The 13,005-nt window shown below is 73.7% G+C and carries 11 protein-coding genes; 9 read left to right on the forward strand and 2 right to left on the reverse strand.

What is annotated here, in order from left to right:
• Positions 1 to 445 precede the first annotated feature (445 nt).
• Complete coding sequence (locus ACGF0D_RS43295) at positions 446 to 916, forward strand: hypothetical protein (protein ID WP_392925971.1); 471 nt, start codon at positions 446 to 448, stop codon at positions 914 to 916.
• A 24-nt stretch (positions 917 to 940) separates the two neighbouring features.
• Here ACGF0D_RS43295 and ACGF0D_RS43300 read toward each other — a convergent pair whose 3' ends face one another.
• The gene (locus ACGF0D_RS43300; RefSeq protein ID WP_392925974.1) at positions 941 to 2,419 is read right to left on the reverse strand and encodes a BTAD domain-containing putative transcriptional regulator; all 1,479 of its coding nucleotides are present in this window, start codon (positions 2,417 to 2,419) and stop codon (positions 941 to 943) included.
• A 133-nt stretch (positions 2,420 to 2,552) separates the two neighbouring features.
• Here ACGF0D_RS43300 and ACGF0D_RS43305 point away from each other — a divergent pair, with 133 nt between their 5' ends.
• From ACGF0D_RS43305 to ACGF0D_RS43325, 5 genes are all read left to right on the forward strand, one after another.
• Entirely contained in the window at positions 2,553 to 5,492 is a 2,940-nt protein-coding gene (locus ACGF0D_RS43305) for a BTAD domain-containing putative transcriptional regulator (RefSeq protein ID WP_392884583.1), read from the forward strand.
• 183 nt (positions 5,493 to 5,675) lie between these two features.
• Entirely contained in the window at positions 5,676 to 6,584 is a 909-nt protein-coding gene (locus ACGF0D_RS43310; protein WP_392884581.1) for a CAP domain-containing protein, read from the forward strand.
• Positions 6,585 to 6,630: 46 nt separating this feature from the next.
• Positions 6,631 to 7,479, forward strand: coding sequence for a peptidoglycan-binding protein (locus ACGF0D_RS43315; RefSeq protein ID WP_392925976.1), 849 nt, complete (start codon positions 6,631 to 6,633; stop codon positions 7,477 to 7,479).
• Positions 7,480 to 7,518: 39 nt separating this feature from the next.
• Positions 7,519 to 8,094: an RICIN domain-containing protein gene (locus ACGF0D_RS43320; RefSeq protein ID WP_392884578.1), complete on the forward strand. Its 576-nt coding sequence runs from the start codon at positions 7,519 to 7,521 to the stop codon at positions 8,092 to 8,094.
• Between the two features lie 307 nt (positions 8,095 to 8,401).
• On the forward strand, positions 8,402 to 9,109 hold the full coding sequence (locus ACGF0D_RS43325; protein ID WP_392925978.1) for a hypothetical protein: 708 nt from the start codon (positions 8,402 to 8,404) through the stop codon (positions 9,107 to 9,109).
• Between the two features lie 53 nt (positions 9,110 to 9,162).
• Here ACGF0D_RS43325 and ACGF0D_RS43330 read toward each other — a convergent pair whose 3' ends face one another.
• Complete coding sequence (locus ACGF0D_RS43330; RefSeq protein WP_392925980.1) at positions 9,163 to 9,816, reverse strand: TetR/AcrR family transcriptional regulator; 654 nt, start codon at positions 9,814 to 9,816, stop codon at positions 9,163 to 9,165.
• A gap of 359 nt (positions 9,817 to 10,175) precedes the next feature.
• Between ACGF0D_RS43330 and ACGF0D_RS43335 the strand changes: the two genes are divergently transcribed.
• The 3 genes from ACGF0D_RS43335 (at position 10,176) to ACGF0D_RS43345 (ending at position 12,815) form a co-directional block, all read left to right on the forward strand.
• Positions 10,176 to 10,634, forward strand: coding sequence for a DUF6542 domain-containing protein (locus tag ACGF0D_RS43335; RefSeq protein ID WP_392925982.1), 459 nt, complete (start codon positions 10,176 to 10,178; stop codon positions 10,632 to 10,634).
• On the forward strand, positions 10,627 to 12,264 hold the full coding sequence (locus tag ACGF0D_RS43340; protein ID WP_392925985.1) for an LCP family protein: 1,638 nt from the start codon (positions 10,627 to 10,629) through the stop codon (positions 12,262 to 12,264). The genes ACGF0D_RS43335 and ACGF0D_RS43340 overlap by 8 nt, the downstream gene beginning before the upstream one ends.
• 170 nt (positions 12,265 to 12,434) lie before the next feature.
• The gene (locus tag ACGF0D_RS43345) at positions 12,435 to 12,815 is read left to right on the forward strand and encodes a VOC family protein (RefSeq protein ID WP_392884571.1); all 381 of its coding nucleotides are present in this window, start codon (positions 12,435 to 12,437) and stop codon (positions 12,813 to 12,815) included.
• The last annotated feature ends 190 nt before the right edge of the window (positions 12,816 to 13,005 follow it).

The raw sequence follows: 13,005 nt of genomic DNA on the forward strand, positions 1-13,005 counted from the left end.
TTCCGGGGCTTGACGCCCTGTCCGACGTTTCAAACTCTAGCCGATCTCCGCTCCGAAAAGCGAATCCGGCCGCAACCCGATAAAACGAGCACGCCAAATAAGCACTCAGCCGCGACGCGGGAATGCCGACGCGACCCAGCCCGAACCTGGGAAGTGGTGTTTCAGAGGATTGGCCGCCCCGGGACCGTCCGCGCCGATGCGTGTCCGGTGCTCCCTGCCGAGCGACTAGAGAACAGTACTCCTCCTCCGGGCCCATGCCAAACGGCCCAGGACCGGCAGCCGGGCGGGCCGGCCGCCCCGACGCCGCGTTCATCGTTTGTCTACCGCCTCCCGCCATGCTCCTTCCCATCGGACGCCACGAAGACCTCGTCGGCGCCGAAGCACGAGAGCCGACAGCACAAGAGAGGTCCACGGGGACATGAAGGCGACGAAGACTCTGCGACACATGGCCATCGGGATAGCGGCCGGCGTGCTGGCACTGGCCGGGACGATGACCTCGGCCGGGACCGCGCAGGCCGCCACCGCGTACGGATCGACGTTGAGCGAGCCCGGGGTGCTCAACCCGGGCGACTACCTCGAATCCGGCGACACCCGGCTGTACATGCAGGGCGACGGCAACTTCGTCCTCTACAGGTACGCCCCGATGATGCCCCCGAGGCCGGTGTGGGTCGCCCCGGGAGCCCAGAACTGCGGCGTCAAGGCGATCATGCAGGGCGACGGCAACCTCGTCGTCTACGGCGCCGGCAACCGCATCTGCTGGGCCCGTGGCACGTACAAGACCAACTCCCTGCAGACCGCCGTCCTGACGGTGTCCCCCCGGGGCGGCCTCTCGGTCGAGTACGCCAACCCGGACAACCCGCGCAACCCCATGAGCAACCCCTTCACGGACACGCTCCGCAGCTCGGACCCGTACTAAACCGCTCCCCCCGCGGCCCGGCCCTCAGCCCCGCTCGGCGAGCCACCTGACCAGGTCGGCCACCGACCAGCGCGGCCGGGCCGCGAGCCGCGTCGCCGCCGTGCGCAGCAGCGCCGGGAGGTGGCCGCAGAGCGCGGCCACCTCCTCCACCGCCTCCGGCTCCTGCCGGATCCGCTCCGCGCCCGCGATCCGGGCCAACAGCTCGTAGGCGTCGTGCGGCTCCAACGGTCCGACCGTCAGCCGTACGGCGCCCTCGGGCAGGGTGCCCGGTTCCGCGCCCGCGACCACCGCCGCGCAACCCGCCGTACCGGGCAGCAGCGGTCCGGGGTCGGCCACGCCGTCGAGCAGCACCAGTACCCGCCGCCCGGCGAGCGCCTCCCGGTAGCGGGCGCCGAGTTCGTCGGCGTCCGCGTCCTCCGTCGGCCGTTCCCCCAGCGCGCGCAGGAACCCCGCGAGCACCGCGGCCGGCTCGCTGCCGCCCGCGTACAGCTGACCGTCCGGAAAGGCGTCCTGGACGACATGCGCGACATGCACCGCCAGCGCCGACGCGCCACTGCCCGCCGGCCCCGACAACCCCAGCACCGGACCAGGCCCCGACACCGGCCCGGGCCCCACCGAACCGGGCCCCGTCACCACCGGACCGCCCCCGGCCCCCCGCAGCACCCGCTCCGCCTCCCGCACCAGTGCCGCCCGCCCGACCAGGTCGGGGATGTCCGGCGGCAGCTGGCACGGCCGCGGCAGCCGCCGCGGCAGCACCGGGGCGTCCCCGTGCCGGATCCGCTCGGCCAGCTCGACCACTGCGGGCGCCGGCTCCAGCCCCAGCTCACCGTCCAGCCGCTCCCGCAGCGCCTCGTACACCGCCAGCGCCTCCGCGGTGCGGCCGCAGCGGTGCAGGGCCAGCAGGTGCAGCCGGTGCACCTCCTCGTCCTGCGGGTGCTCGGCCGCCAGCCCGGCCAACGGCTCCAGGGCCTCCGCGTGCCGCCCGAGCGTCAGGTCCAGGTCGAGCAGCGCCTTCACCGCCGCGAACCGCCCGGCCGCCAGCCGTTCCCGCGACCGCTCGGCGAACGCCCCCGGGACGCCGTCCAGTGCCCGGCGACCCTCCCACGCGCCGAGCGCCGCCACCAGCAGCTCCCGGGCCCGGAACGCGTCCTGGTGACGCAGCGCGACGGCCTCTGCCACCCCGGCCTCGTAACGGAACAGGTCCACCGCCTCGCGCGGCACCGCCAACCGGTACCCGCCCGCCGACGCGACCAGCAGCCCGGTCTCCCCCAGAGCGCGGCGCAGCCGGTGCGCGTGGGTGCCGATCTGCCCGGCCGGATCCTTCGGCCAGCGGGTGTCGTCCTCCCCCCACAGGCCCTCGACCAGCCGGTCCGTCGGCACCAGCTGGCCCGGGGAGAGCAGCAGCGCGGCGAGCACGGCCTGCTGCTGCGGTCGGCCGAGATCGACCTCCCGCCCGTCGCAGCGGGCGCTCAGCGGCCCCAGCACGCGGAATTCGAGCCGCACAGCCCACCCCTCGATAGCCCTCGTCCCGGTGCACAATCTGTGAGGACTGAGCATAGGTCGCCGGGGTACGGGGGCGCCGCCGTCCGGACGGATGTGGCGGAATCCCGGCGCGGAACGACGTTGAGGGCGGGACATGGGTGACATGGGGGGAGCCGGGCTGCGGTTCGGACTGCTGGGTCCGCTGCGGGCCTGGTACGGGGAGCAGGAGCTGGAACTGGGCCGGCCGCAGCAGCGGGCCGTGCTCGCCGTCCTGCTGTCCGCCGCCGGGCGGACGGTCTCCGTCCCGGTCCTGGTCGAGGGGGTGTGGGGCGGGGCCGCGCCGGCCGACCCGCGCAAGGCCGTCCAGCTCGCCGTCTCCCGGCTGCGCGGCGCGTTCCGGCCCCACACCGGGGACGACCCGGAGCGGATGCCCTTGGTGCGGGTCGGCGACGGCTACGCGCTCAGGGCGCCGGGGGCCGAGGTCGACGCCACCGAGTGGGAGGCGCTGCTGGCCGAGGCCGGACGGCTGCGGGAGGCCGGCGCACCGCCGCGGGACGTCCGGGAGGCGCTGCGGCAGGCCCAGCGGCTCTGGGTCGGCGAGCCGCTGGCCGGCCTGCCCGGGCCGCACGCCGAGGCCGTCCGGGCCCTCCTCGTCGAGCAGCGGATCTCGGCCAAGGAGGCGCAGCTGGAGCTGGACGCCGAACTCGGCGACCGCACCGACCTGACCGCCGAGGCCGCCGCCCTGGCGCTGGAGCACCCGGGCCGGCCCCGGCTCACCGCCGTCCTGATGCGCGCCCTCTACCAGTCGGGCCGCAAGGCCGAGGCGCTCGCCGTGTACGAGGACGCCCGTCCCGCGCTGCCCCCGGACGACCGGGCCCCGGCCGAACTCCAGCTGCGCATCCTGCGCGAGGACGCCGCCCTGCTTCCGGCCGGCCGCACCTCCGAGCCCGCCGGCGCCGAACCCGCCGGGCCCACCGCCGACACCCGCTGGGCACCCGACCAACTCCCCTCCGGCCTGCCCGACTTCACCGGGCGCGCCGACGAGGTCGAGACCCTCGTCGACCAGCTCTCCGCGGCCGGCGGGCGGGCCGTCGTCGTCTCCGCGCTGGACGGCATGGGCGGCGTCGGCAAGACCACCCTCGCCGTGCACGTCGCCCGGCAGGTCCGCGCGCGCTTCCCCGACGGGCAGCTCTTCGCCGACCTGCGCGGCGCCGACCGCACCCCGCCCGACCCCGGCACCGTCCTCGCCGGTTTCCTGCGCGCCCTCGGCGTCGACCCCGCCGACGTCCCGCCGGACACCGGCGAACGCAGCGCGCTCTACCGCTCCGCCCTGGCCGGACGGCGCGTCCTGGTCGTCCTCGACAACGCCGCCACCCCCTGCCACGTCGAACCGCTGCTGCCCGGCTCGGCCGGCTGCGCCGTCCTCGTCACCAGCCGCCACCGGCTGGCCGGCCTCGCCGGGGCGCACCAGTTGCGCCTCGACACCCTGCCCGCCGAACAGGCCCTGGAACTGCTCACCCGCATCGTCGGCCCCGAACGCGTCGCCGCCGAACCCGCCGCCGCCGACGAGGTCGTACGGGCCTGCGGACTGCTGCCGCTCGCCGTCCGCATCGCCGCCTCCCGGCTCGCCGCCGACCCGGCGCTCACCCTCGCGGCACTCGCCGAAGGGCTGCGCCACGAGCACCGGCTGGCCCAACTCACCGACGGCGAACGCACCGTCGAGGCCACCTTCGCGCTCTCCTACCACCGCCTGGACCCCGAACTCGCCCGCGCCTTCCGCCTGCTGTCCCTGCCGGACGCCCCCGACATCCCGCTGCCCTGCGCCGCCGCCCTGCTCGACCGCACCGAGACCGAGACCGACGACCTGCTCGAAACCCTCGTCGACCTCAACCTGCTGCACTCCCCCCGCTACGGCCGCTACGGCTACCACGACCTCGTCCGCGACTACGCCCGCGGCCGGCTCGCCGCCGAGGACGGCCCCGCCGAACGCACCGCCGCCACCGACCGGCTGCTGGACTTCTGCCTCGCCACCGCCCGCAACGCCGACCTCGCCGCCCGCAAGGCCGAACCCGCCGAGCTCAGCCTGCTCGGCGCGTCCGTCGCCTCCCCGGGCCGGCCCATCGCCGACGGTGCCGAAGCCGTCCGCTGGATGCGCGACCAGGCCGACATCCACGCCGCCGCCATCGCCCTCGGCTGCGCCGACCCGGCCCTGCCGCTCGACCGCGCCGCCGAACTCGCCGACCGGATGGGCGCCGTCCTGCCCGAACGCACCCAGACCGGCGTCATCGTCGACCTCGCCGGACGCATCGCCCAGCAGGCCGCCGCCCGCGGCGAACACGGGCCGCTCGCCCTCGCCCGGTACCTGCGCGGCAGCATGCTCTGGCACATCAACCGCTACGCCGAGTCCCAGGAGGAGATCCGCCGGGCCGTCGCCCTGTCCGAACAGGACGACCGCACCGAACGCGTCCTCGCGAAGGCCCTGATCACCCTCGGCAGCAACGCCCGTACGCACGGCCGCTTCGCCGAGGCCGCCGAACACGCCGGCCGCGCCGCCGAGCTGTTCCACCGCCTCGGCGCCCAGCGCGCCGAGGGCAGCGCGCTCGGGGAGTTCGCCTTCAGTGCCGCCCAGACCGGACGCCTCGACGAGGCCCGGGAGGCCGCCGAGCGCAGCGTCCGGCTGATGAGCCGCTCCGGCCCGGTCTCCGCCGCGACCGGCCGCTACTACCTCGCCCGGGTCCTGCGGCTGTGCGGCGACCCGGAGGAGGCGCTCGCCCACGCCGTCGGCGCCCGCGAGGAGTTCGCCGCGCTCCAGGTCACCGTCTTCGCGGCCGCGGCCGGCGACCTCGCCGCCCGGATCCACGCCGAGGCCGGCCGCTGGCTGCTCGCCGTCGACGCCGCCGAGGCCGTCCTCCCCCTCGCCCGCCGCACCAGCGCCTCCCTGGAGGCCGCCCTGCTGCGCACGCTCGGCACCGCGCTCACCGGTCTCGGCCGCCCGCGCCAGGCCCGGGCCTGCCTGGCCGACTCCCTGGAGGTGTTCGAGCGGCTGGGGCTCGCCGAGGAAGCGGCTCAGGTCAGGGATCTGCTGGCCAGGTAGACGTCGTACCGACCGGGAAACGTGCTGGTCAGGGAGGTGCCGGCGCGGTAGACGCGGCATCAACAGGGGCCCGGGCTACGCGCGTTGACCGACCGTCTACCGCCGTGCCGGAGTGTCTCTCTCGTCAGGCCACGGGCCGCCGCGCCGGCGGCCCGGGCGACACCACAGACGAGAGGCGCCACCATGCCCACCCTGCCCCAGCACGGCCAGACCTGGACGCTCAAGTCCGCCAACGGAACCGTCGCCGACGTCCGCTCCAGCCAGACCTCCGCCGGCACGGCCATCCAGTCCTGGGGGTCCAACGGCACCACCGCCCAGGGCTGGACGTTCTGGGCCAAGGAGAACGGCAGCTTCCTCCTGGAGACCCAGCTGACCGTCGGCAAGCACGTCGGCGGCCAGGCCATGGTCATGGACTACAACTACTCCATCGGCCAGACCTGGCTGTACAACGAGCACAACCAGCCCAACCAGCACTGGTGCTTCGAGCCCCTGGACAACGACTGGGTCCGGATCCGCACCACCCGCACCAACGAGGGCATGCTCTTCCTCACCGCGGCCGCCCCCGGCTCGCCCCTCACCCTGGCCAGGCAGGACGACGCCAACCCGGCGCAGCGCTGGCAGCTCGTCCCGGCCGGTGGCATCAGCGGCGGCGGCCAGCAGCAGCAGCCCCAGCCGCAGCCCCAGCCCCAGCCCCAGCCCGGCGGGGGCGGCGACTTCCGCACCGAGATGCTGAACGCCGTCAACGCGGAGCGCGGCCGGGTCGGCGCCCCGCCGGTGCGCCTGGACGACCGCCTCAGCGCGGCCGCCCAGCGGCACGCCAACGACATGGCCTCGCACGACCTCACCCAGCACAACGGCACCGACGGCAGCAGCCCCTGGGACCGCATCGCGGCCGCCGGCTTCGTCTCGCGCTCCTCCGCCGAGAACGTCACCCCGAGCAACAGCGTGCCGGAAGCGATGCAGATGTGGATGAACAGCCCCGGCCACCGGGTGAACATCCTCAACCCCGACTACAACTACATCGGCATCGGCTACGCGCCCCGCCAGCGCGGCAACTGGGGCCGCTACGTGCAGACCTTCGGCAAGGCCTGAGACCCCGACCGGCACGCCCCTTCCAGCAACAAGGAGTTCCCCACCCATGTCCTCGAACGCGGCGGACCTGATCCGCATCGCCCGAGACGAGGTCGGCTACCACGAGGGCCGCAGCGGCGGACACTGGAACAACATCCAGAAGTTCTCCCCCGCCGTCGCCGGCCTGGAGTGGTCCCAGGGCGAGGCCTGGTGCGCCACCTTCGTCGCCTGGTGCGCCGAGCAGTCCGGCAACGCCGACCTCTTCCCGGTCAGCGCCTCCTGCGCGGAGGGCGTCGCCTGGTTCAAGGAGCGCGGACGCTTCACCGACTACCCGGTGATCGGCGGCCAGGTCTTCTTCGGACCCGGAGGCGGCAGCCACACCGGCATCTGCGTCGCCTACACCAGCTCCACCATCACCACCGTCGAGGGCAACACCAACGACGGGGGCAGCTCCGAGGGCGACGGCGTCTACCTCAAGACCCGTGAGCGCCGCTCGGACTGGGTCTACGGCTACGGCATCCCGGCCTTCGCCGAGGGCGTGGTCCTCGCCGACCCGGAGTGGAAGGACCGGTCCGGGGCGCTCTACTTCGGACAGGAGGCGTCCGCGGACGACAGCCCCCGCGGCGGCGCCCCGACCGGCCCCGCCCCGGCGGCCGACGGCGGCGACGGCTACGAGCCGTTCCCCGGCGCGGACTTCTTCCAGGACGGCCGGAACAGCGACGTCATCACCCGGATGGGCGAGCGCCTCGTCGCCGAGGGCTGCTCCGCCTACGCCGAGGGCCCCGGGCCCGAGTGGTCCGACGCCGACCGCGAGTCCTTCCGTAACTGGCAGCACAAGCTCGGCGACTCCGGCGCGGACGCCGACGGCATCCCCGGCCCCAAGCAGTGGGCCGCGCTCGCCGTCCCGCGCGGCTGACGCCGGTCCCGTCAACCACACACCAGAAGGAGAAATCCGATGAGCACCATCACCCGTACCCGCAGGCTCCTCGCCTCGCTGGGCGCCGTCGCGGCCGTCGCGGGGGCGGTCGTGGCCGGCGCGCCGGCGGCGCAGGCGGCCACCCGGGCCGACGCCTGCGACCAGGCCCCCGCACCGGCCCTGACGACCCGGTGGGACGTCCACAACGGCTCCGGCGGCGGCGCGCTCGACCTGCTGAACGGCAACGAGGTCAACGGGCAGCCGATCGGCCTGTGGACCGCCAACCAGTCGCCCGCGCAGACCTGGTCGTTCTGGGGCTACTGCGACGGCACCACCGCGATCTCGCACGGGCTGAGCAAGGTGGCCGGCCTCGACACCGGCTCGGGCTCGGTCCGCCTCCAGGACACCCCCGGCGGGCTGGACGGCCTCAACCGGCCGCGGGGCGACTGGATGCCGGCCAACCAGAAGTGGCGGCTGACCGACGAGGACCGCGGCTGGTACCTGATCCGCAACGTCGCCACCGGACAGTGCCTCAAGGCCCCCGGCACCTACCAGGCCGTCTCGATGGCCTCCTGCGACACCGCGGACCCGAACCAGCGCTGGCTGCTGGGCTGACACCGATCACCGGGCCCGGTCCGCTCGTCGACGACGAGCGGACCGGGCCCGTCCTCGTCCGCGTGCCCCTCACCGGCCCCGCTCCGGCGCTCCACGGTTCCGTCACAGTCGCCTGATGTTCCGTCACCATCCTTTTTCGGGGCGAATGATCACGACTCGATATCCCTTGTCACGGTCGCGCGAGGAACTCGTCACGGCGGTGTCAAAGCGGCGCCGAAGCCGTCGCCCCGATCGTTGGCGCTGCGCTATGAACGTCCCTCAGGAGAACCGCCGCCACCCGGCGGTCCGCACCCACGGGGGACATCACGTGAAGACCATCCGCAGCAGTCACCGCGCCCTGGCCCTGGCCTCGCTGGCCGCGGTCGGCGCGCTCACCCTGACCGCCTGCAACGACGACGCCGCGTCGTCCGACACGGCGACGACCGCTCCGGCGACCGGTGCGCCCGCCTCGCAGACCGCCTCGCCGAGCAGTGCCGCCACCACTCCGGTGGCCGCCGGGTCGGCCTCCGTCCCGGCGGGCGGCGCCGCGTCCGGTACGGCTGCCGCGCCCGCGCCGGCCGGCAGCGCCCCGGCGGCCGGGACGACGCTCAAGCTCGGCGACGCCGCCACCATCCCGTTCAGCTCGGGCAGCACCAAGGGCACCATCGCACTCGCGGTCACCTCGATCGAGAAGGGCGACCCGGCCGACCTCGCCTCGCTCAACCTGGGCGACAAGGCCAAGGGCCTGGTGCCGTACTACATCCACTACAAGGTCACCAACGCCGGCAGCACCGACCTGTCCTACACCAGCGTCAACCACGTGAAGGGCCTGCTGGCGGACGACACGGAGGCGCAGGAGCTGATGGTCATCGGCACCTTCCCCAAGTGCAAGAGCGAGTCGCTGCCGAAGGGCTTCGGCAACGGCCAGTCCGCCACCTCCTGTGCGGTGGCGATGTCCCCGGAGGCCTCCAAGGTCGCGGGTGCCGAGTACTGGGGCGAGCCGTACACCCTGGGCAAGGGCCTCAACTGGAAGTGATCCGCGGGTGGTCCGGGCGGGGGCGGCGCGCCGCCGTCCCCGCCCGGGCGCGTTCAGCCCCGCGCCGTCGACGCCGCCGACACCCCGTGGATCCGCAGGAAGGCGTCCACGCCGACGGCCGCGACCCGCCGGACCTCCTCGTCCGCCACCGGGAGCGCGCCCCAGAAGGAGCGCTCGGCGATGCCGTGGAAGGTCAGCAGGGTGAACTGCTCGGCGGCGAGTGCGGCGTCCCCGCCCGCGAGCAGCCCGCGCTCGGCGAGCGCCTCGAAGTGCTGCGCGAGGTCGCGCTGGGAGGCGACCGGGCCGGCCTCCAGCCAGGCCTCCAGGACGTCCGCCGGGATGTTGGCCACCTCGGCCCGGATCGCCCGGCCGAGCGCGCCGTGCTCCCCGGCGGACAGCACGGCGCGGGCCCGCTCGACGGCGAAGTCGGTCAGGTCCTGGCGCAGGTCCACCACCCGGTCGAGGTACTTCGCCATCAACTCGCGGATCCGCTCGGTCAGTTCCGCCGAGTTCCGCAGGGCCACCGACAGGAAGAGGTTCTCCTTGTCGGCGAAGTGGTTGTAGACCGTCCGCTTGGACACCCCGGCCTCGGCCGCGATCGCGTCCATGCTGGCGCGGACGTACCCCTCGCGCCCGAACACCACCGTCGCGGCCTGCGTGATCGCCTTGCGCTTCTCCGGCCGCCCCGCTCCGCCCGTCGTCGCCACGGCGCTCCCCTCCTCCGTCGGCGCATCGGCCGACCGTCTCAAAAACTACCCGGTGTAGTTTATCCGGACCGCAACCAGCCCGGCCTCACCGCCGAACAGGCGTGCTCTATGCTGCGTACGACTTCTACACCCGTGTAGAGACATGCGGAAGCGTCTCCCCGATCTCGGCCGGCCGGACCCCGTGCGGGAACCGGCCGAGCCGGGCCGGCGTCCAGAACGAGCAGTGTCATGACCGGATTTCCGGACATTCGGATGATCCGAGGTTTGGACGTCCATACTTTCGAACGGGTGGGCGGGCGGCGAGCGACGCGGACGCGCCACCGGGGCGCGGGGAACACGGGAACACCGGGGGTGAGGGCGTGGCGGGGCAACGAGGACGGTCGGCCGACCGATGGACGCGACGGCGGGCGACGAGCGGGCCCGTCGGCCACCCCCGCCCCCTTCCCGGCGGCCCCGCACTGCCCGCGGCCCTCGCCGTCGGACTGCCGATCGCCGGCGCCGCGGTCGACGAGCTCTCCGGCCCCGGCATGGGATTGGCCTTCGCGGTGGGCGCGGTGCTCGGCACCGGCCTGGCGGCGGCGCTCAGCGGCCGCAACGGCTGGTGGTGGGTGCTCGCCGCGTCGCCGCTGGTCGTGCTGGGTGCGACGGCCGTCGTCGAACTGGCCGCCAACCGCGACCGGTACCAGGGCAAGGGCCTGGCCACCGGCGCCGCGAAGTGGGTGGTGCACGGCTTTCCCGTGATGGCCGAGGCCGCGGCCGCGGCCGTCATCGTGATCGCGGTCCGGCTGGTCCGGGCGAGGAGGAGGCAGCATGGCTGACAACGCCGAGCACGGTGGCGACACCGAGGCCCCCCGCCCCCACCGCCCCTCCCCCGCGCTGATCGCGGGCCGGGTGGTGGCCTGCACCGTGGGGTTCGCGGTGTTCGCCGCCAGCGGGGTGGTCTGGTACGGGTTCAAGCAGCTCACCGACGGGATGACCACCTCCAACGCGATCGCCCAGACCAAGAAGGACGCCCCCAAGCACCTGGACAACTCGGTCAACCTGCTGCTGATAGGCCTGGACAGCCGCAAGAACATGGACGGCACGGACCTCCCGCCCGAGTTCGTCCAGGACGAGCTGCACGCCGGCCACAGCTCCGACATCGGCGGCTACAACACCAACTCCCTGATCCTGCTGCACATCCCGGCGAACGGCGGCAAGGTGCAGGCCGTCTCGATACCCCGCGACGACTACGTCATGACCTACAGCGGCGACGGCAAGCAGGTCGGCATGCGCAAGATCAAGGAGGCCTACGGCGAGGCCAAGGACAAGGCCACGCCGGCCCTCCAGGCCAAGGGCCTCAAGGGCGCGGACCTGGAGAAGGCCGGACGCGACGCCGGACGCGCGGCCACCATCCAGACCGTGCAGAAGTTCCTCGACCAGCCCGTCGACCACATCGCCGAGGTCAACCTGATGGGCTTCTACGACATCGCCAAGGCCCTCCAGCCGATCGAGGTCTGCCTCACCCACGACACCAAGGACCCGGCCATGGAGGGCCAGGGCTCCGGCGCCGACTTCCACAAGGGCGTCAACAAGCTCAACGCCTCCCAGGCGCTCTCCTTCGTCCGCCAGCGCCACAACCTCGACGGCGGCGACGGCAACGACAGCGACTTCGCCCGCACCCACCGCCAGCAGGCCTTCATCTCCTCCGTCGTGCACAACCTGAAGCAGAAGGGCGTCCTCGGCGACCTCGGCAAGATGCAGGAGCTGATGGGCGTGGTGCAGAAGGACCTCGTCATCGACAACGAGTGGAACGTCCTGGACTTCGCCCAGCAGGCCCCCAACCTCACCGGCGGCAACGCGGAGTTCCGCACCCTCCCCGTCGCCGACCTCAGGAAGGTCAACGGCCAGGACGTCAACATCGTCAGCCCGCCGCAGGTCCAGAAGATCGTCAAGCAGCTCTTCGGCTACGCCGACACCAGCCCGGCGCCGGCCCCGACCGACGAGGGCCCCGCCCCGACGACCGCACCCGCCGCACCCGCCCCGCCCGTCGCGACCACGCCCCCGGCCGCAGCCAGGAGCGTCACCGTGGACGTCTTCAACGCCTCCTCCACCCCCGGCGTCACCTCCACCGCGGAGTCCAAGGCCCTGGTCGCCATGGGCTTCAAGGAGGGGAGGACCGGCTCGGCGGCCACCAAGCCGAAGACCACCACCGTCACCTACGGCAAGGGCGCCAAGGAGGCGGCCGAGCAGATCGCCGCCCGCTACGGCGTGACCGCCACCGAGTCCGCCTCCGCCGCCGCCGACCACGTCACCGTCACCCTCGGCAGCGCCTTCACCGGCGTCGCCGCCGACAAGCCCGCCGCCACCGGCACCCCGGCCGCACCGCCCGCACCGGACACCAACGTGCCCCAGCAGGGCCCCATGGTCGACGCGGAGTCCGACGGCGGCATCCCCTGCGTGTTCTGACACGCCCCGCTCCGACCTCCGAGGGAGGCTCCCCACCCGGGGAGCCTCCCTCGGCCGTTCTCCGGCAACCCTGAGCAGATTCCTGGGCAACCCCTGGCGGGATTCTCCGTACTATGTATAGTGTACTGCGTACGGGGTAACCGTACAGGTATCGACGAGAGGGCTCCGCCATGCAGATCACCAAGACCGCCGTCTCCCTGACCGTCGAGGACGTCAGCACCTCGGCCGCCTTCCTCCAGCGGCACTTCGGCTACACCGAGGAGATGTCGGCCGACGGCTTCGTCTCGCTCGCTCACCCGGACGGCGGATTCAACGTCGTCTACCTCCGGCGCGGCCTCGAGGTCCTGCCGGAGGAGCAGCGCCACCGGATCGCGGACGGCGTGATCCTGGCGTTCGTCGTCGAGGACGTCGCCGCCGAGGAGCGGCGCCTGCGCGAGGAGGGGGTCGCGATCACCCTGCCGCTGCGCGAGGAGCCGTGGGGCGAGAAGCTCTTCCAGGTCACCGACCCGAACGGGGTGCTGGTCCAGCTGACCGAGTGGGCCAAGCAGTAGGCGCGGCCGAGCGGTAGGCAACGCTGAGCGGTGAACGACGGAGCCCCCTGTCCGGCAGGACAGGGGGCTCCACTCGATCCGGCGGACGGTCAGTCCACCGTCCAGGTGTCGTTGCCGGCGAGGAGTGTGGCCAGGTCGCCGGGGCCGCGTTGGGTGGTGGCGGTGGCCAGCTGCTCGGCCATCAACTCGT

This window comes from Kitasatospora sp. NPDC048298 (genome assembly GCF_043201465.1).
Taxonomy (GTDB): domain Bacteria; phylum Actinomycetota; class Actinomycetes; order Streptomycetales; family Streptomycetaceae; genus Kitasatospora.